Source organism: Saccharothrix sp. NBAS 001 (assembly GCF_056640475.1).
The window spans coordinates 9896240-9913368 of record NZ_CM153251.1 but is presented as its reverse complement, the minus strand read 5'-3'; the positions used below and the strand labels follow the sequence as shown (position 1 = coordinate 9913368).

The window sequence follows — 17129 nt, the reverse complement described above, 5'->3', positions numbered from 1 at the left end:
GCCTTCACCCCTCCGTCCGGGCGAGCACCTCGTGCCCGCCTGTAGAGCCGTAACCGCCCGCGCCCCGGTCCGAGTCGGGCAGGTCGCCGACCTCGCGGAACACCGCGTGCTCGACCTTCTGCAGCACGAGCTGGGCGATCCGGTCGCCGCGGGTGAGCACGATCGGGTCGCGCAGGTCGTGGTTGACCAGACATACCTTGATCTCGCCGCGATAGCCGGCGTCGATCGTCCCCGGTGTGTTCACCACGCTGAGCCCCACCCTGGCGGCCAGGCCGCTGCGCGGGTGCACGAACGCCGCGTACCCCTCGGGCAGCGCGATCGCGATGCCGGTGCCCACCACCGCGCGCTCGCCCGGCGCGATCACCACGTCCGAGGTCGTCACCAGGTCCGCGCCCGCGTCGCCCGGTCTGGCGTAGGACGGGAGCGGGACGGACGGATCGAGCCGGGACAGCAGGACCTCGACGCTGGGCACGGCGCGCGAGACTACCCTGGTGGTGTGAGCGAGACTGCTGTGACCGCCCCGACCGCGTTCCGCGAGCGGCTGTTCGTGCCCTGGTGGGGTTGGCTGCTGCCGCTGGCCGCCGCGGCGCTGCTGGCCGCGGAGATCCACATGGGCTTCCCGGGCGTCCGGTCGTGGCTGCCCTACGTGGTGACGGTGCCGCTGGCCGGGCTGCTGGTGTGGCGGATGGGCGCGATCAAGGTCGAGGTGGCCGGCGGTGAGCTGAAGGTCGGCCAGGCGCACATCCCGCTGGAGCTGCTGGGCGAGGTCGAGGTGTTCGACGCCCGGACCAAGCGCAAGGCGATGGGCCCCTACCTGGACCCGATGGCGTTCGTGGCGCACCGCGGCTGGATCGGCCCGATGGTGAAGATCACGGTGGCGGACCCGGCGGACCCGACGCCCTACTGGCTGTTCAGCGTGCGCTCGCCGGAGAAGCTGGTCGCCGCCCTGAAGGGGTGAACCCGGAAGTCGGGGTCGGCGCGGGTCGAGGGGTCGGCCGGGGCCGGAGAGGTCCGGCGGCGGCCCGGGGACGCTGCGTGAGCATCGCGCCCGAGGGCTCGGCCGGCGGAAGGTGTTCGTTGCGTCACACCCCCGGTGCTCGCGGGGTGGTCGGCGGGTCGTCCGGTGGTCGTGCGGTCAGGCCGGCACACGCGACTGGGCGCTACCCCGGCGGTGGGGGTAAGCGCCCAGGTACGGGATCGCCGGTTCCGGTCAGTCGGTCTGTCCGCGCTGGTCAGGCACAGTCGCGGCAGATGTACTGGCCGTTGACCTCCTCGGCGAGGCGGCTGCGGTGGTGCACGAGGAAGCACTTCGAGCACGTGAACTCGTCCGCCTGCTTGGGCAGGACCTTGAACGTCAGTTCCTCACCGGACAGGTCGGCGCCCGGCAGCTCGAAGTTCTCGGCAGACGCGTCCTCGTCGACGTCGACGACCCCGGACTGTGTTTCATTGCGCCGCGCCTTGAGCTCCTCTAGGGAGTCCTCAGCGAGTTCGTCTGCCTCGCTGCGACGCGGTGCGTCGTAGTCGGTCGCCATCTTCTTTCACCCCTGCGGTCAACGGAGACTGTTCGTGTCGCTGGTAAACGCACCAGCGCCCCTGTTTGTGCCCTCCGTCCCCAGTGACGGAGGTCTCGCCCGCGCGGCCGGGCGCCAACCCCCTGTACGTCGACGCATCAGGTGTCCGGGAGCGCGCGGAGCGCCGAGAGGGTAGCTCATCGCACGGGGTGGCGTGCACCGGGTTCCCCCTAATTGAGCAGACGGGTGACAGGCCCTTCGCACGCTGGCCCGATAGGCTCTCGGGCAGGGCCACCCGCCCGGAGCGACCGCGTCGCACCGCATCCGCGCTGCACTGACCGTCCGCTACCGGGTGATTGCGGCCCGCAACGGCCGGCCCCGGGACGCGGAATCGCGGAACGCGGCCTAGCCTGATCACATCGGCACTACGCCAGGGGAGGTCGGCGGACGTGGGACCCGGTTCGGGGAGTGGCGGGTCGTCGCGGTACCGGAGGCGGCGGCCGGTGCCGGCGCTGGTGGTGTTCGCGCTGCTCGCGGTGACGGCGGTCGTGGTGTGGAACCGCGTGCTGGCCGACGCGGGCGACGTGGACGCCGCGATCAGGTGCAACACCCCGGGCAACGCCCCGTCCACGACGGCTCCGCCGCCCGACGGCGCGGCGCCCGCCCCGGCGCCCGCGCTGGGCACGGTCCTGGGGCACGACGCGCTGGACCGCACCGAGCCGGTGCCCGCCGCGAACGTCCAGTTCCGGGCGTTCAACGCCAGCACGCAGCGCAACCAGGCGCGGTTCGTGGCGACGACGCTGACCGAACTGGGCCTCAAGCAGGCCGCCGAGCCGGGCAACGACCCGGTCTACCCGGCGCAGGACATGACCTGCCGGGGCCAGATCCGCTTCGGCGCGCCGGGCGCGGGCGCGGCCCGCACGCTGAGCCTGATCGAGCCGTGCCTGGAACTGGTCCGCGACGAGCGGCAGGACGCCACCGTGGACATCGCGGTGGGCAAGAAGTTCAGCGAGACCAAGCCGAACCACGACGCCCGCAAGGTGCTCGACCAGCTGGCCGCGTGGGCCGAGCAGCAGCCCGACCGGCAGGGCGGCCAGGTCTCCGAGCCCAGCACGCCCTCGGTCAACGCGGACAACCTCCAGGGCGCGCGGGACGTGCACTGCTGATCTCCGCCACGCGGCGGGTCACGCCGGCGGTGTTGTGAGCTGTGCGACGCCCGCGGCCGGCGAAAAAGTTTCGGCCACCGGCCCGAATCACCCGTCCGGGTTAGTAGGTCCGGGTGATGTTCGGGCGGTGGGGTCGTCGGGCGGGCCGGGCGGCCCGGGTCAGACCTTGCCGAAACCGTGCGTCACGAGCGCGTCGAAAAGGGCGTCCGCGATGCCGGGGGCGGCGGCGAAGGTGGCGTCCGCGCCGAGTTCCGGCGCTTCGCCGGGCAGGTGCACCACCGCGCCCGCTTCCCGGGCCAGCAGCGCCCCGGCGGCCCAGTCCCAGCGGCCCAGGGCGTGCTCGGCGTAGGCGTCCAGCCGGCCCGCCGCCACGGCGCACAGGTCCAGCGACGCCGCGCCCGCCCGCCGGATGTCGCGCAGCAGGGTCGCCATGCCCGCCCAGGTCTCCGCCTGGCGCTTGCGGCGGTCGGCCCGGTAGGCGAACCCGTAGCCGAGCAGCGAGACGTCCAGGCTGGTCGCCCCGGACACGGCGAGCCGCCGGCCGTCGAGCCAGGCGCCACCGCCGGCCGCCGCCGTCCAGACCCGGCCGCTCGCCGGTTCCACCACCGCTCCGGCCACCGAGACGCCGTCGACCTGCGCGGCGATCGAGACGGCGTAGTGCGGGATGCCGTAGAGGTAGTTGACCGTGCCGTCGATCGGGTCCACGACCCAGGTCAGGCCGTCGACCGCGTCGCCGCCCTCCTCCTCGCCGACGACCGGCTCACCCGGCCGCAGCTCCGCGAGCCGCCGGCGCACCAGCCGTTCGGACGCGCGGTCGGCGGCGGTCACCACGTCGGTGACGGTGCTCTTGGTGTCGACCTCCGAGACCGCCGAGGACCGCATGGTCTGCACGAGATCGCCCGCTTCGCGGCCCACCTGCACCGCGACGTCGACCAGCGCGCGTGGATCGAACTGCAACTGTTCCTCCTCGGTCACTCACACGGGACTATCGGAGATACGCAGGCTAGTGTCTTCGGCCACGGTTACTGAATCGAGTAGGAAGGACCACCGGGATGGTCATGACCCGCGGGTTCGGGGTGGACATCGGCGGCTCGGGCATCAAGGGCGGACTGGTGGACCTGGAGGCCGGCGCGCTGGACGGCGAGCGCCTGCGCATTCCCACGCCACAGCCTTCGACGCCGGAGTCGGTCGCCGAGGTGGTCGCCGACATCGTCGAGAAGTTCGGCTGGGACGGCCCGCTCGGCGTGACGCTGCCCTGCGTGGTCAAGCACGGCGTCGCGAGCACGGCGGCGAACGTGGACAAGGGGTGGATCGGCACGGACGCCGCCGCGCTGTTCGCCCGGCGGCTCGGCCGCCCGGTCGAGGACGTGGTGGTGCTCAACGACGCGGACGCCGCCGGGATCGCCGAAATGCGGTTCGGCTCGGGCAGGGGCCGCGACGGGCTGGTGGTGCTGCTGACCTTCGGCACCGGGATCGGCAGCGCGCTGTTCCTCGACGGCAGGCTGGTGCCCAACACCGAGTTCGGCCACCTGGAGGTCGACGGGCACGACGCGGAGACCCGCGCCGCCGCGTCGGTGAAGGAGGACAAGGGCCTGAGCTGGGCGGAGTGGACGCCGCGGGTGTCGCGGTACCTGGGCGTGCTGGAGGACCTGATCTGGCCGGACCTGGTGATCGCGGGCGGCGGGGTCAGCAAGAAGGCGGAGAAGTGGCTGCCGCTGCTGGAGGTCCGCACCGAGGTGGTCGCGGCGGCGCTGAAGAACGACGCGGGCATCGTCGGTGCGGCCGTCGCGGCGGCGCACGGCCTGCGGCACTGATCGGGTCCGGACTTTCCCGAGGCTTCTAGCTGCGGTGATGCGTGCCGGGGCGCATCTGATGCGGGTGATGCGCATCGGCACGCGATTCACGTCGTTACAATGGAACGGTGCCCCGCTGACGAACGATCCGGCGGGCTCTCCCCCGTACTCAGGCGACCGAGGTTCGCGCCCTTCGGTTTGCCTTGATCGACAGTCGCGAAAGGGCGTACGTGGCAGCCGCGAAGACTACTCAGGCAGCTCAGGCTGACGCCGAGGAGACGCCCAAGGCCACCTCGGCGAGGAAGGCCCCGGCCAAGAAGCCGGTGGCGAAGACCGCCGCGGCGGGCAAGACGGCCACGCGGGCGCCGCGCAAGACGGCCGCCAAGGCCGCCCCCGCCGGGACACCGGCGAAGGCGAAGAAGGACGGCGACGAGCCCGACGAGATCGAGGGCGTTCCCGGTGACGAGGACCTGGTCGACGAAGTCGAGCTGATCGACGAGCCGGTCGAGGACGAGCCCGCCGAGGAGGAGGCCAAGCCCGGCGAGGGCGACTTCGTCTGGGACGAGGAGGAGTCCGAGGCGCTGCGGCAGGCCCGCAAGGACGCCGAACTCACCGCCTCCGCCGACTCGGTCCGCGCCTACCTCAAGCAGATCGGCAAGGTCGCCCTGCTCAACGCGGAGGAGGAGGTCGAACTCGCCAAGCGCATCGAGGCCGGCCTCTACGCCGCCGAGCGGGTGCGCCGGGCCGAGGAGGAGAGCGAGAAGCTCACCCCGCAGCTGCGCCGCGACCTGCGCTGGATCGTGCGGGACGGCGAGCGCGCCAAGAACCACCTGTTGGAGGCGAACCTCCGCCTGGTCGTGTCACTGGCCAAGCGCTACACCGGCCGCGGCATGGCGTTCCTGGACCTGATCCAGGAGGGCAACCTGGGTCTGATCCGCGCGGTGGAGAAGTTCGACTACACCAAGGGCTACAAGTTCTCCACGTACGCGACGTGGTGGATCCGCCAGGCGATCACCCGCGCGATGGCCGACCAGGCCCGCACCATCCGCATCCCGGTGCACATGGTCGAGGTCATCAACAAGCTCGGCCGCATCCAGCGCGAGCTGCTCCAGGACCTGGGCCGCGAGCCCACGCCGGAGGAGCTGGCCAAGGAAATGGACATCACGCCCGAGAAGGTGCTGGAGATCCAGCAGTACGCGCGTGAGCCCATCTCGCTGGACCAGACGATCGGCGACGAGGGCGACAGCCAGCTCGGCGACTTCATCGAGGACTCCGAGGCCGTGGTGGCCGTGGACGCGGTGTCGTTCACGCTCCTGCAGGACCAGTTGCAGTCGGTGCTGGCGACGCTGTCCGAGCGCGAGGCGGGCGTGGTCCGGCTGCGCTTCGGCCTGACCGACGGCCAGCCCCGCACGCTGGACGAGATCGGCCAGGTCTACGGCGTCACGCGCGAGCGCATCCGGCAGATCGAGTCGAAGACGATGTCGAAGCTGCGGCACCCGTCGCGGTCCCAGGTGTTGCGCGACTACCTGGACTGAGTTCCGGCTCCGGACGCCGGCGATCCCCCCGGGGGTCGCCGGCGTCCGGCGTTTCCGGGGTCTCGTGGCGGCCACGGGGCGGTGGCGGGTCGACGCGGTGTCGAGCACGGCGGGTGGTCGGACGCGTCCGTCGCGTGAGGACGGTGTGAGCCGACGGGCCGGTGAACTGGACGTGATGCGTCCGAATGCTGGAATCCCGGGACGTGTTCGCTCTGGGCTGACCAAAGTGTTACCGATCACAGATCGGCCTAGTGAACACCCACCTTTTGGAGCAGCGGAGGTCGTCTCCGCATCGTATCCGCAGGTCTCAAAGCGTTGGCACGACAGCGGAACGTGAGCTTGAGACAGGCGAACCGGTGGAAGTCCGAGGTTCGAACGTCCGAGTGGCCGGGTAAATCTGAAGTGACGCGGGTCGCCACGGGCTTGGGAACACTGACTTACGCCCGTGCGTCTGCAAGAGTGGAGCCAGCGAACACGACGCACCAGCCAGATGCGGGGTGGTCGCAGCTAGGTGTGAGGGCACCGAATCCCCGGTGCCGGGACGGAGGGAGATTTCCATGACTACCACGCTCACCCGCCCCGAGTTGACCGCTGCCGACCGCTGCGACCGCTGCGGGGCTGCTGCCCAGGTACGCGCCGTGCTTCCCTCCGGGGGCGAGCTGCTGTTCTGCGGGCACCACGCCCGCGAGCACAGCACCAAGCTGCGCGAACTCGCTGCTGAACTGCAGCAGGGCTGAACACACGCAGACCGCGAGGTCTGTAGCACCCTAGCCGTCCGGGGCGGAGGCCGTGAGGTCTCCGCCCCCCTGCACGTCCGGGGCTCGCCGGGGGCGTTCCCCCGGTGCGCCAAGGTCGCGGTGCGCGTCCGGGCGACTACCGGGCGCGGCGGCCGGACGCCGTCAGACCTCGCCCAGCACGGGCTCGAAGGCCAGTTCCGCGGCACCGATCAGCTTCGCGTCGCGGCCCAGCGGCGAGCTGACGATCCGGGTGCCGCCCACCGCGCGGCTGACCAGGCTGCGCTTCTGCACGACCTGCCGGACCCGCTCCACCACGGCCTCGGGCAGCGCGGTGAACAGGTCGCCCAGCACGACCTGCTCGGGGCCCAGCATGTTGACCACGGTCACCAGGCCCATCGCGAGCCACTCGGTGAACTCGCCCAGCCGGTGCGCCACGGCCTCCGGCGACGCGGCCAGCGAGCGCAGCTCGGCCACCACGGCACCGCGCGGCGCGTCCTCGGGCAGGGCCAGCGCGCGGCACAGCGCGGCCTCCCCCACCTCGGTCTCCCAGCACCCCTGGCAGCCGCAGTAGCAGCGCCGGCCACCGGGGCGCACGACCATGTGCCCCAGCTCGCCCACGTACCCGCCGGTGCCGCGCAACGGCATCCCGGACGAGATCACGCCGCCGCCGACGCCGACGTCCGCGGAGATGTAGACCACGTCCGAGGACCCGCGCGCGGCCCCGCGCACGTGCTCGGCCAGCGCGCCCAGCTCGGCGTCGTTGCCTACCTGGACGGGCACCTTCAGCACCGCCGACAGCCGCCGGCCCAGCTCGACGTCGGTCCAGTGCAGGTTCGGGGCCTCGTGCACCAGGCCGTCCGACCGGCGGACCACGCCGGGCACCGACACGCCGACACCAACCGCCGTCACGTCCAGCTCGTCGGCCAGCAGCTTCGCCGAGTCGGCGATGTGGGTGATCACCTCGCCGGGGTCGCGGGACCGGTGGTGCAGGTTCCACGAGTCGCGGCCGAGGATGTCGCCGCCCAGGCCGACGAAGGCCATCGCCACCTGCTCCACCCGGATGTCCACGGCCATCACCACGGCGGCCTGCGGCTGCGGCAGCACCAGCAGCGACGGGCGGCCCGCGCCGGAGCGCTGGGCGGGCACCCGCTCGGCCACCACGCCGGTCTCGGCCAGGCCGTCCACCAGGGCTTTGATCGTGCTGCGGTTGAGGCCCAGCTCGGCCGCGAGCGACGCCCGGGTGGACGGACCGTCCACGTGCAGGCGGCGCAGCAGGGCCGTCCGGTTGTGCCGGCGGACCTCGTCCGGCCGGGCGCCGGAGGTGGGTGTCGTCACGTCAGCGCGGTGCCACCGCCGCCCGGCGACGGGACAGCGCGTCGACGCCCGCGGCCAGCAGCAGCACCAGGCCGGTGACGATGAAGACCACGGCGGCGGGCTGCTTGAGCAGGCCCATGCCGTTGTTGATGGTGGCCAGCACGGCCGCGCCGATCACCGCGTCGCGCAGCCGGCCCTTGCCGCCGAACAGCGACGTGCCGCCGATGACGGCCGCGCCGACCGACAGCAGCAGCGTCTTGTCGCCGCCGGCGTTCGGGTCGACCGAGCCGACCTTGGACGAGTAGACGATCGCGCCGATCGCGGCGGCCGACGAGCAGATCACGAACACGCTCATCCGGATCTGCGCGACGTCGATGCCCGCCCGGCGGGCGGCCTCCTTGTTGCCGCCGACCGCGTAGACGTGCCGGCCGTAGCGGGTGCGCTCCAGCACGAACGTGCCGATCACCAGCAGCACCAGCACGATCGGCACGACGTAGGGCACGCCGGAGATCACCACGGCGTCGGACTTGGAGCGGTTGAGGGTCAGCAGGTAGGTCCCGACCGCGGCCAGCGCGACGACCGCACCGACCTTGGTCGACACCATCGGGGTGGGAGAAGCGACCAGGCCCTTGCGCAGCCTGGAGAAATGCCTGCCGAGCACGACGGCAGCATAACCGCCCGCGGCCAGCGCGAAGAGCAGCCAGGAGCCGGTGGTGGTCAGGTTGCCGTTGGCGACCAGGAACAGCACCTCGTTGTTGAGGCCGAGGGTGCCGCCCTGGCCGACGAACTGGAGGATCACGCCGCCCCAGGTGAGGAACAGCGCCAGCGTCACCACGAACGACGGGATGCCGACCTTGGCGACCAGGAACCCGGTCAGGCAGCCGATCGCGGTGCCGACGCAGATCGCGAGCAGCATCTCCACCCACGGGTTCGGCGGGAAGCCGACCAGGGAGATCACCAACGCGACGGCGGAGAGCGCCGCGCCCGCCCAGATCCGCATCACGCCGGCCAGCACGACCGCGACCAGCAGCACGCCGCAGAACGCGTAGAACACCGTGTCGCCCATGCCGCCGAGCAGGTTGCCGCCCTTGACCAGGTGCAACGCCATGACCGAGGCGGTGACGCCGGACGCGGTGCCGGCCGACAGGTCGATCTCGCCGAGCAGGAGCACGAACACCAGCCCCATGGCGATGATGGTGATGCTCGCCCCCTGCGCGAGCAGGTTCGCCACGTTGCCCAAGGTCAGGAACGTGTCGTTGAGCAGCGTGAACACGATCAGCAGCGCGACCAGGCCGAGCAGGGCGGGCAGCGGGCCGAGTTCACCGCCGCGCAGGCGGGCCCAGTAGTCGCGCAGCGCCTCGTCGGTGGACCGCGAGGTGGTGTCGATGCCGAAGTCCGAGATCGCCCCCGGCGGCGGGGAGTCCTGCGGGGTCGTCTCGCTGGAGGTGTTGGCCATGCCGTGGTCCTCAGATGGTCGCGGATTCGGGGCGGGCGATGCCGAGGTCGCCGGAGCGGCCCGCGGTGATCAGCTCGACCACCTGGCCGTGGGTCACGTCCCTGGTCTGCACCTCGGCGGCCATCCGGCCGAGGTAGAGGCACGCGATGCGGTCCGCGACCTCGAAGACGTCGTTCATGTTGTGGCTGATCAGCACCACGCCGAGGCCCTGCTCGGCGAGCCGGCGCACCAGGTCGAGCACCTGGCGGGTCTGCGCCACGCCCAGCGCGGCGGTCGGCTCGTCGAGCAGCACGACCCGGCTGTTCCACAGCACGGCCTTGGCGATCGCCACGGTCTGCCGCTGGCCGCCGGACAGCGACGCGACCTGGGTGCGGACCGACTTGACCGTGCGGACCGACAGCGAGGTCAGCGTCCGGCGGGCGGCCTGCTCCATGTCCGCCTCGTCCAGCAGGCCGTACCTGCCGCGCTCGCGGCCGAGGAACATGTTCTGGACGATGTCGAGGTTGTCGCACAGCGCGAGGTCCTGGTAGACGACCTCGATGCCGAGGTCGGCGGCGTCGCGCGGACCGTGCACGTGGACCGGCCGGCCGTCGAACAGGACCTCGCCGGAGTCCGTCGAGTGGATGCCCGCGATGCACTTGACCAGCGTCGACTTGCCCGCGCCGTTGTCGCCGACGAGCGCGGTGACCTCGCCTGCCTGCACGGTGAAGTCGATGTCGTGCAGGACGTGCACGGGACCGAAGCTCTTGTTGACGCCGCGGAGTTCGAGGATGGGCACTGGGTCTCCTTTGCCGCGCCCGCGGCGCGGCGGCTCGGCCGCCGGGAAGTCGGCTCATCGCGCCGTTTCCCTCCGATCGACGGGCGTGACCGGAGGGAAGGGCGCCGCGACGAGCCGACGCGGCCTCGCGTGGGGTTCGTACCGGCGGGAGGCGCGCTACGGCGGGGCGGAGAGGGCGGAGGAGGGGTGGAGACGGGCGGAGGGGGGCGGGGTTACTTGACGCCCAGTTCGGTGCAGGCGGCCTGGGTGTCGGCGACGCAGATCTCCGACGCCTTGACGAAGCCCGCGTCCACGACGACCTTGACCTTGTCCTTGGTGATCAGCTGGGCGGTCAGCAGGACGGACTTGACCTTGCGGTTGCCCTTGGTGTCCTCGGTGCTGCCGGTGGCCAGGGCGTCGGCGGCGGCGGTGTCGTTCTTGGCGAGGGCGGCGGCGAGCTTGGCGGCGGCCTGGGCCTCTTCGGCGATCGGCTTGAACACCGTCATGTACTGGTCGCCGCGCAGGACGGCCTGGAGGCCCTCCGGGGTGGCGTCCTGGCCGGTGACCGGGACCTTGCCGTTGAGGCCGTACTTCTTCAGCACGGTGATCACCGCGCCGGCGAGACCGTCGTTGGCGGCGACCACGCCGTCCACCTTCTGGCCGTTGCCGGTGAGGATCTGCTCGAAGGTGTTGCCGCCCTTCTGGTTGTCCCAGCCCTCGATCGGCTGCGACTGGACCAGCTTGTAGTCGCCCGCGTCGTACTTGGGCTGGAGGACCTTGCGCTGGCCCTGCGAGAACAGGGTGGCGTTGTTGTCGGTGGGCGCGCCCTCGATCTCGATGACGTCGGCGGGCTTCTTGCCGGGCGCGAGCTTCGCCAGGCCCTCGACCAGGCCCTGGCCCTGGAGTTCGCCGACCTTCACGTTGTCGAAGGACACGTAGTACTTCGAGCTGCCGCCGAGGTTGAGCCGGTCGTAGTCGATGACCTGGATGCCCTGGGCCTCGGCCTTCTTCGCGACCGACGCGCCGATCTCGCTGTTCGGCGTGGCGATGATCAGGACCTTGACGCCGGCGTTGATCATGCCGTCGGCCAGGGTGCTGAACTTCTGCACGTCACCCTGGGCGTTCTGGATGTCGGGGTCGAGGCCCTCGGCCTTGAGGGCCTTCTCCAGGAGGGGCTTGTCGAAGCCCTCCCACCGGGCGGAGGTGGCGGTCTCGGGGAGGATGACGCCGACCTTCGCGCCGCCGGCCGAGCCGCTGCTGGTGTTGGTGCCCGAGGTGCTGCCACCGCCGGACGTGTTGGCGCCGCACGCGGTCACGGCCACGGCCAGGCCGGTGCCGACGGCGATGAGGGCGAGGCTCCTGCTGCGCATCCGCCATCCCTTTCCGAGCTACGCGGGAAATGTTGTGGCGCACAACGTATGCCTCGGGATGCGGTGACCGGAAGCACACTGGAACGATAAAGAAGACACGATGAGCTAACGAGGAGGTAACCCGACGGACACCCCGCTACGCCGAATGGCGGCACCGGTCACGACGGGTCGGACGGCCCAGGCCGCCGGGTGGAACGTGAAAGCGGCTCGCGGACGCCGGCAGGGCGGCCGGTCGGGAGCGCGGCGCGGGACGGGCCGCGACTACCAGGAGCGCAGGGTGGCGATGCGCTCTTCGAGCTGTTCGATGCTGGCCATCGCGGTGGGCGGGCCGCCGCAGTACTCGCGCAGCTGGTTGTGGATCTTGCCGTGCGGCTTCTTCGTGCGGTGGTGGTGCATCGCGACGAGCGTGTTCAGCTCCTTGCGGAGTGTGGCGAGCCGCTCCTGGACGCTCGCGGTGCGGGTTTGTTGCGGGGCCGGCGTAATCGGGGCGGCCTTCTTGCCCGCGTCGACCAGCTGCTTCTCCTGCCGCTGCCGCAGCAGCGCGCGCACCTGGTCGGGCTCCAGCAGACCGGGCAGGCCCAGGTACTCCTGCTCCTCGTCGCTGCCCGCGAACGCGGCGGTGCCGAACGAGGACCCGTCGTAGATCACCTGGTCCAGCTCGGCGGACGCGCCCAGGGCGGTGAACGCGCGCTCCTCCTCACCGGGCTCGTCCTGCACCTGGTTGGCCTGCGCCAGCAGCTCGTCGTCCCAGCCGTCCTTCTCCCGGTGCGGCTTGCCCAGGACGTGGTCGCGCTGCTGCTCCAGCTCGCTGGCCAGCCCCAGCAGCACAGGCACGCTGGGCAGGAACACGCTGGCCGTCTCGCCCTTGGCGCGGGCGCGCACGAACCGGCCGATCGCCTGCGCGAAGAACAGCGGGGTGGACGAACTGGTCGCGTACACGCCGACCGCGAGGCGCGGCACGTCGACGCCCTCGGACACCATCCGGACCGCGATCATCCAGCGCTCGGAGGTCTGCGCGAACTCGGCGATCCGGCCCGACGCCTTCGGGTCGTCGGACAGCACCAGGGTCGCGGTGTGGCCGGTGACCCGCAGCAGGATCTCGGCGTAGGCCTTGGCCACGGTCTGGTCGGTCGCGATCACCAGGCCGCCCGCGTCCGGGATGCCGCCCTCGCGCAGCTGGGTCAGCCGCATGTCGGCGGCCTTGAGCACCGACGGCACCCACTCGCCGGTCGGGTCCAGCGCGACCCGCCACGCGCGCGCGGTCTGCTCCTGGGTCAGCGGCTCGCCGAGCCGGGCGGAGAACTCCTCGCCCGCGCTGGTCCGCCAGCTCGCCTCGCCGGAGTAGGCCAGGAAGATCACCGGCCGGACGACGCCGTCCTTCAGCGCGTCGGAGTAGCCGTAGGAGTGGTCGGCCTTGCTGCGCTGGAGGCCGTCCGGACCGGGCTCGTAGCTGATGAACGGGATCTGCGAGTCGTCGCTGCGGAACGGGGTCCCGGTCAGGCTCAGCCGGCGCACGGCGGGGGTGAACGCCTCGCGGATCGCGTCGCCCCACGACTTCGCGTCGCCGCCGTGGTGGATCTCGTCGAGCAGCACCAGGGTCTTGCGCTGCTCGGTGCGCACCCGGTGCAGCATCGGGTGCGCGGCCACCTGGGCGTAGGTGAGGGCGACGCCGTGGAAGTCGCGGGAGGTCACCGCGTTGGTGTTGCGGAAGTTCGAGTCGATCGCGATGCCCGCCTCGGCCGCCGCCTTCGCCCACTGGTGCTTGAGGTGCTCGGTGGGCGTGACGATCGTGACGGCCTCGATCGTGCGGTCGGCGAGGAGTTCGGCGGCCACCCGCAGGCCGAAGGTCGTCTTGCCCGCGCCGGGGGTCGCGACCGCCAGGAAGTCCTTGGGCCTGGCCGCGAGGTACTTGGTCAGCGCTCGCCGCTGCCAGGCGCGCAGGGGGCGGGTCGTGGCGACTTGCGGTTGCGACAACCTCGATCCCTTCGGCGCTGCTCGTGGTCCGCGGTGTGGGTGCGTGTCGGCTGGGCGACATGCGAATGCCCTCGTGGTGACGACCGTCGAGGGCAGGGACAGCTTACCCGTTGCGGGCGCGCCGGCCGGGCGCGTGGCCGAGGTCGGCGCTCGGCGCGGGCGGTTCCCGCTGGTCGTGGCACGGGTGTGGGGTTGGGCTCAGCGGCCCGTGTCGGCGTTGTGCGGTGGTGGTGGCGGGCAGGTGTGCGGGGCGTTGCCCGGAGGTATGCGGGTGGTGGCGGAGCGCGACACCCGCCGGGTCGATGCCGCGAAATCCGCGGACATGCACCATGCTGGAGGCGCGATGGGTTCGCCTGACGACGAGATGGCACGCAGCACGCCCAAAAAGGGGCCACTGCGGCTCTTGGCGCGCACGCTGGAGAAGGCGTGGGAGCGCAGCATCTTCTCCGAGGCCGCCGAGGCGGCGTTCTGGCAGACCCTGTCGTTCCCGCCGCTGCTGCTGGGGCTGCTCGGGTCGATGGGCTACCTCGGGGACTGGCTGGGGCCCGAGGTGGTGTCCGCGGTCAAGGACCGGATCATCTCGTTCTGCCGGACGATCTTCAGCCAGGACGTGGTCAACGGCGTGATCGCGCCGACCGTCGACCAGATCCTGACCACCGGCAAGGGCGAGATAGTGTCGGTCGGCTTCCTGATCTCGCTGTGGGCCGGGTCGTCGGCCATGTCGTCGTTCGTGGACGCGATCACCGCCGCGCACGACCAGTACGGCGTGCGCAACGAGGTCTGGCAGCGGATCTTCGCCCTGCTGCTCTACGTGGTCAGCCTGGTGCTGCTGATCGTCGGGCTGCCGGTGCTGGCGCTGGGCCCCGACCTGCTGCTGCTGGTCTTCCCCACCGGGTGGCGGCCGACCGTCGAGTTCTGGCTGGGCGCGTTCTACTACCCGGGGATCGGCGTCCTGCTGGTGCTGGCGCTGGCGACCCTCTACAAGCTGTCGCTGCCCAACAAGCTGCCGTGGCACCGGTTGCTGCCGGGCGCGGTGCTGGCCATGGCGGTGTTCGTGCTGTCGTCCATCGGGCTGCGGCTCTACATCCAGTGGATCACGACCACCGGCTACACCTACGGCGCGCTGGCCACGCCCATCGCGTTCCTGCTGTTCGCGTTCTTCATCGGGTTGGCGATCACCATCGGCGCGTACTTCAACGCGTCGATCCAGGACATGTGGCCGGCCCGGATGACCCGGCGGCAGCGGCGGCGGTGGCGGCGGCTGGAGCTGGAACGGGCCGCCGAGCGGATCCGCACCGACGCCGGGCGCGAGGCGTGGCAGGCCGACGAGGTGGGCTCCGCGCCGGCGCCCGCCGACGCCGACCGCGATGGCACCGACCGCGATGGCACCGGCCACGCGGACACGAACCACGCGGACACGAACCACGCGGTGCCGCTGCCCGCCGACCCGAAGGTCTAGCCGGGCGCGTCGAGGTAGCGGTCCAGCGCGCCCGCGCCGGTGAGCATCGCGCGGGAGCGGGCGTGCAGCGCCCGGCGGCGGTCGGCCAGCGCGCGGGTGACCCGGTCGGGGTCGCCGGCGTCGCGGAGTTCGTCGAGCAGCAGGCGGATGTCGGTGATCAGGTGGCCGGCGCGGCGGAGCTGGCCGACGAGGTGGGCGTCGCGCACGTCGGCGGCGGCGTAGACGCGGTGGCCCCGGCGGTCGCGGTCCGGCCGCAGCAGGCCCTCCCGCTCCCAGCGGCGCAGGGTCGCCGGGCGCAGGCCGAGCCGGTGGGCCAGCGGCCCGATCGGGATCGGCGCGCCGGTCCACGGCCCGAGCGCGATGTCGCGCAGGGCGGCCTCGACCGAGTCCACGATCGCGCGGGCGGCGACCAGGCCGGCGTGGCCCCGGTCGACCAGGTCGAGCGCGTCGTCCGGGCGGCCGGTGTTGACCGCGACCATGATCGCGGTGGCGGCGGCGTGGCCGTGGCCGGGGACCAGGGCGACGAAGGCGGCCAGCGCGCGGACGTGCCGCTCGGTGTACTGCCGGTAGCCCGAGGCGGAGCGCCCGGCCGGCGGCAGCACGCCCGCGTCCTCGTAGTTGCGCACCGCCTGGGTCGACAACCCGTGCCCGCGCGCCAGGTCGATCGGCCGCACCCTGTCCCCCGCTTTGAAGGTTCTGCCCGCTGTTCGTGGCGGTTTCGCCGGAAAGTCTCAACCGCGTGCTCAACGATACGGTTGAGGGGGTCAGCGTGCTGCCACGACGGAAGGACCCCTCGCATGACCAGCGGCCCGCCCGCACCCCTGACCAGCACCGCCGGGCACGACCGGCCGGCGCTCGGCGCAGCCGTCGCCGCCCACGTCGCCGGGCTGCCCCGCCCGCCCCGGCTGCTCGGGCTCGGCGAGCCCGTGCACGGCGAGGACGAGTTCCTCCTCGTGCGCAACGCCGTCTACGCGGCCCTGGCCGACCGGACCGGCCACACCACGATCGCCCTGGAGACCAGTGCCTGGCACGGCCGGCTGGTCGACGCCTACGTCGCGGGCGGCGACGGGGACGAGGACGAGGTGCTGGCCGCCGGGTTCACCCACGACATGGGCGGCTGGTCCGGCAACCGGCTGCTGGTGCGGTGGATGCGCGAGCGCAACCGGCACCTGCCGGCGGCGGCGCGGCTGCGGTTCGCGGGCTTCGACGCCCCGTTCGAGATGAGCGCGGCGCCCAGCCCGCGACCGGCGCTGCGGGAGCTGCACGGGTTCCTGGCCGCCCGGGTCGGCGGGGACCGGCTGGTGCCGTGGGCGGCCGTCGAACGGCTGCTCGGCGACGACGAGCGCTGGGCGGAGCCGGCGGCGGCGATGGAGCCCGCGCGGTCGATCGGCGGTGAGCCCCGGGTGCACGAGCTGCGCGCGATCGTGGACGACCTGCGGTGGGTGCTGGCCTGCGGGATCCCCCGGATCGCGGACGACGGCGTGGCGGACGCGCTGCTCGCCGGGCGCACCGCCGCCGGCGCGCTCGCCTACCACGCGGCCATGGCGCGGGACACCGACGACCGCTGGGAGCGCCTGGCCGCGATCCGCGACGCGATGATGGCCGACAACCTGGAAGCGCTCGCCGAACGCGGCCCGACCTTGGCCTTCGCGCACAACCAGCACCTGCGGACCGGGGCCACCGAGGTGCCGTTCGGGCCGGTGACGCTGCGGTGGCGGCCCGCCGGGGCGCACCTGGCCCACCGGCTGGGCGGCGACTACCGGGTCGTCGCGTGCGCCGTGGGCGAGGCCGCCCACCGCGACATCGGCGTGCCCGACCCGGACACCGTCGAAGGCGTCCTGCACGGGCTGCCGGCCGGGAACCACCTGCTGTCCGCGCGGGCGCTGCGGGACCTGGGGTGCCCCACCCCGCGCACGCCCGCGTTCAACTACTTCCCGATCGACGACGCCCTGCTCGGCGAGGTCGACGAGGTGCTGTTCCTGCGCACCGTCACCGGCGAGCCGGCGGCACCGGTCCCGGGCTAGGCGGGCACGGCTGTGCCCCGGCTGCCGGGTCGT

Annotated in this window: 16 protein-coding genes; 7 read left to right on the top strand and 9 right to left on the bottom strand. The window is 72.3% G+C overall.

What is annotated here, in order from left to right; all coding sequences use genetic code 11:
• Positions 1 to 4 precede the first annotated feature (4 nt).
• Positions 5 to 472, bottom strand: a complete 468-nt coding sequence (dut, locus tag AC0HI0_RS44965; RefSeq protein ID WP_480929564.1) for a dUTP diphosphatase — start codon at positions 470 to 472, stop codon at positions 5 to 7.
• A 24-nt stretch (positions 473 to 496) separates the two neighbouring features.
• On the opposite strand from dut, the gene AC0HI0_RS44960 reads away from it, so the two are divergent.
• On the top strand, positions 497 to 958 hold the full coding sequence (locus AC0HI0_RS44960) for a DUF3093 domain-containing protein (RefSeq protein ID WP_480929563.1): 462 nt from the start codon (positions 497 to 499) through the stop codon (positions 956 to 958).
• A 274-nt stretch (positions 959 to 1232) separates the two neighbouring features.
• Here AC0HI0_RS44960 and AC0HI0_RS44955 read toward each other — a convergent pair whose 3' ends face one another.
• A complete protein-coding gene (locus AC0HI0_RS44955) occupies positions 1233 to 1532 on the bottom strand; it encodes a DUF4193 domain-containing protein (RefSeq protein ID WP_015099231.1) in 300 nt (99 codons plus the stop codon).
• Positions 1533 to 1960: 428 nt separating this feature from the next.
• Between AC0HI0_RS44955 and cei the strand changes: the two genes are divergently transcribed.
• A complete protein-coding gene (cei, locus tag AC0HI0_RS44950) occupies positions 1961 to 2677 on the top strand; it encodes an envelope integrity protein Cei (RefSeq protein ID WP_480929562.1) in 717 nt (238 codons plus the stop codon).
• Between the two features lie 159 nt (positions 2678 to 2836).
• Here the strand turns inward: cei and AC0HI0_RS44945 are convergent, their stop codons facing one another.
• A complete protein-coding gene (locus AC0HI0_RS44945; protein WP_480929561.1) occupies positions 2837 to 3634 on the bottom strand; it encodes an inositol monophosphatase family protein in 798 nt (265 codons plus the stop codon).
• 95 nt (positions 3635 to 3729) lie between these two features.
• On the opposite strand from AC0HI0_RS44945, the gene ppgK reads away from it, so the two are divergent.
• From ppgK to AC0HI0_RS44930, 3 genes are all read left to right on the top strand, one after another.
• Positions 3730 to 4491: a polyphosphate--glucose phosphotransferase gene (ppgK, locus tag AC0HI0_RS44940; RefSeq protein ID WP_480929560.1), complete on the top strand. Its 762-nt coding sequence runs from the start codon at positions 3730 to 3732 to the stop codon at positions 4489 to 4491.
• 209 nt (positions 4492 to 4700) lie between these two features.
• Complete coding sequence (locus AC0HI0_RS44935) at positions 4701 to 6005, top strand: RNA polymerase sigma factor (RefSeq protein WP_480929559.1); 1305 nt, start codon at positions 4701 to 4703, stop codon at positions 6003 to 6005.
• Between the two features lie 557 nt (positions 6006 to 6562).
• A complete protein-coding gene (locus AC0HI0_RS44930) occupies positions 6563 to 6742 on the top strand; it encodes a DUF7455 domain-containing protein (protein ID WP_121011206.1) in 180 nt (59 codons plus the stop codon).
• A gap of 162 nt (positions 6743 to 6904) precedes the next feature.
• On the opposite strand, the gene AC0HI0_RS44925 is transcribed toward AC0HI0_RS44930, so the two are convergent.
• The 5 genes from AC0HI0_RS44925 to AC0HI0_RS44905 form a co-directional block, all read right to left on the bottom strand.
• Entirely contained in the window at positions 6905 to 8077 is a 1173-nt protein-coding gene (locus AC0HI0_RS44925) for an ROK family protein (protein ID WP_480929558.1), read from the bottom strand.
• 1 nt (position 8078) lies between these two features.
• Complete coding sequence (locus tag AC0HI0_RS44920) at positions 8079 to 9512, bottom strand: sugar ABC transporter permease (protein WP_480929557.1); 1434 nt, start codon at positions 9510 to 9512, stop codon at positions 8079 to 8081.
• A gap of 10 nt (positions 9513 to 9522) precedes the next feature.
• The gene (locus AC0HI0_RS44915) at positions 9523 to 10290 is read right to left on the bottom strand and encodes an ATP-binding cassette domain-containing protein (RefSeq protein ID WP_480929556.1); all 768 of its coding nucleotides are present in this window, start codon (positions 10288 to 10290) and stop codon (positions 9523 to 9525) included.
• A 212-nt stretch (positions 10291 to 10502) separates the two neighbouring features.
• On the bottom strand, positions 10503 to 11639 hold the full coding sequence (locus AC0HI0_RS44910; RefSeq protein WP_480929555.1) for a sugar ABC transporter substrate-binding protein: 1137 nt from the start codon (positions 11637 to 11639) through the stop codon (positions 10503 to 10505).
• Positions 11640 to 11900: 261 nt separating this feature from the next.
• Positions 11901 to 13613, bottom strand: a complete 1713-nt coding sequence (locus AC0HI0_RS44905) for a DEAD/DEAH box helicase (protein WP_480929554.1) — start codon at positions 13611 to 13613, stop codon at positions 11901 to 11903.
• A gap of 343 nt (positions 13614 to 13956) precedes the next feature.
• Here AC0HI0_RS44905 and AC0HI0_RS44900 point away from each other — a divergent pair, with 343 nt between their 5' ends.
• The gene (locus AC0HI0_RS44900) at positions 13957 to 15072 is read left to right on the top strand and encodes a YihY/virulence factor BrkB family protein (protein WP_480929553.1); all 1116 of its coding nucleotides are present in this window, start codon (positions 13957 to 13959) and stop codon (positions 15070 to 15072) included.
• Here the strand turns inward: AC0HI0_RS44900 and AC0HI0_RS44895 are convergent.
• Entirely contained in the window at positions 15069 to 15746 is a 678-nt protein-coding gene (locus AC0HI0_RS44895; RefSeq protein ID WP_480929552.1) for a MerR family transcriptional regulator, read from the bottom strand. The two genes, AC0HI0_RS44900 and AC0HI0_RS44895, sit on opposite strands and share 4 nt — an antisense overlap.
• Positions 15747 to 15869: 123 nt before the next feature.
• Between AC0HI0_RS44895 and AC0HI0_RS44890 the strand changes: the two genes are divergently transcribed.
• The gene (locus AC0HI0_RS44890) at positions 15870 to 17096 is read left to right on the top strand and encodes an erythromycin esterase family protein (protein ID WP_480929551.1); all 1227 of its coding nucleotides are present in this window, start codon (positions 15870 to 15872) and stop codon (positions 17094 to 17096) included.
• The last annotated feature ends 33 nt before the right edge of the window (positions 17097 to 17129 follow it).

Excerpts from the sequence above, each read along its gene's own strand:
- AC0HI0_RS44955 (WP_015099231.1), bottom strand. The coding sequence starts at position 1,532 with ATGGCGACCGACTACGACGCACCGCGTCGCAGCGAGGCAGACGAACTC.
- ppgK (WP_480929560.1), top strand. The coding sequence starts at position 3,730 with ATGGTCATGACCCGCGGGTTCGGGGTGGACATCGGCGGCTCGGGCATC.
- AC0HI0_RS44930 (WP_121011206.1), top strand. The coding sequence starts at position 6,563 with ATGACTACCACGCTCACCCGCCCCGAGTTGACCGCTGCCGACCGCTGC.
- AC0HI0_RS44920 (WP_480929557.1), bottom strand. The coding sequence starts at position 9,512 with ATGGCCAACACCTCCAGCGAGACGACCCCGCAGGACTCCCCGCCGCCG.
- AC0HI0_RS44910 (WP_480929555.1), bottom strand. The coding sequence starts at position 11,639 with ATGCGCAGCAGGAGCCTCGCCCTCATCGCCGTCGGCACCGGCCTGGCC.
- AC0HI0_RS44900 (WP_480929553.1), top strand. The coding sequence starts at position 13,957 with ATGGGTTCGCCTGACGACGAGATGGCACGCAGCACGCCCAAAAAGGGG.
- AC0HI0_RS44890 (WP_480929551.1), top strand. The coding sequence starts at position 15,870 with ATGACCAGCGGCCCGCCCGCACCCCTGACCAGCACCGCCGGGCACGAC.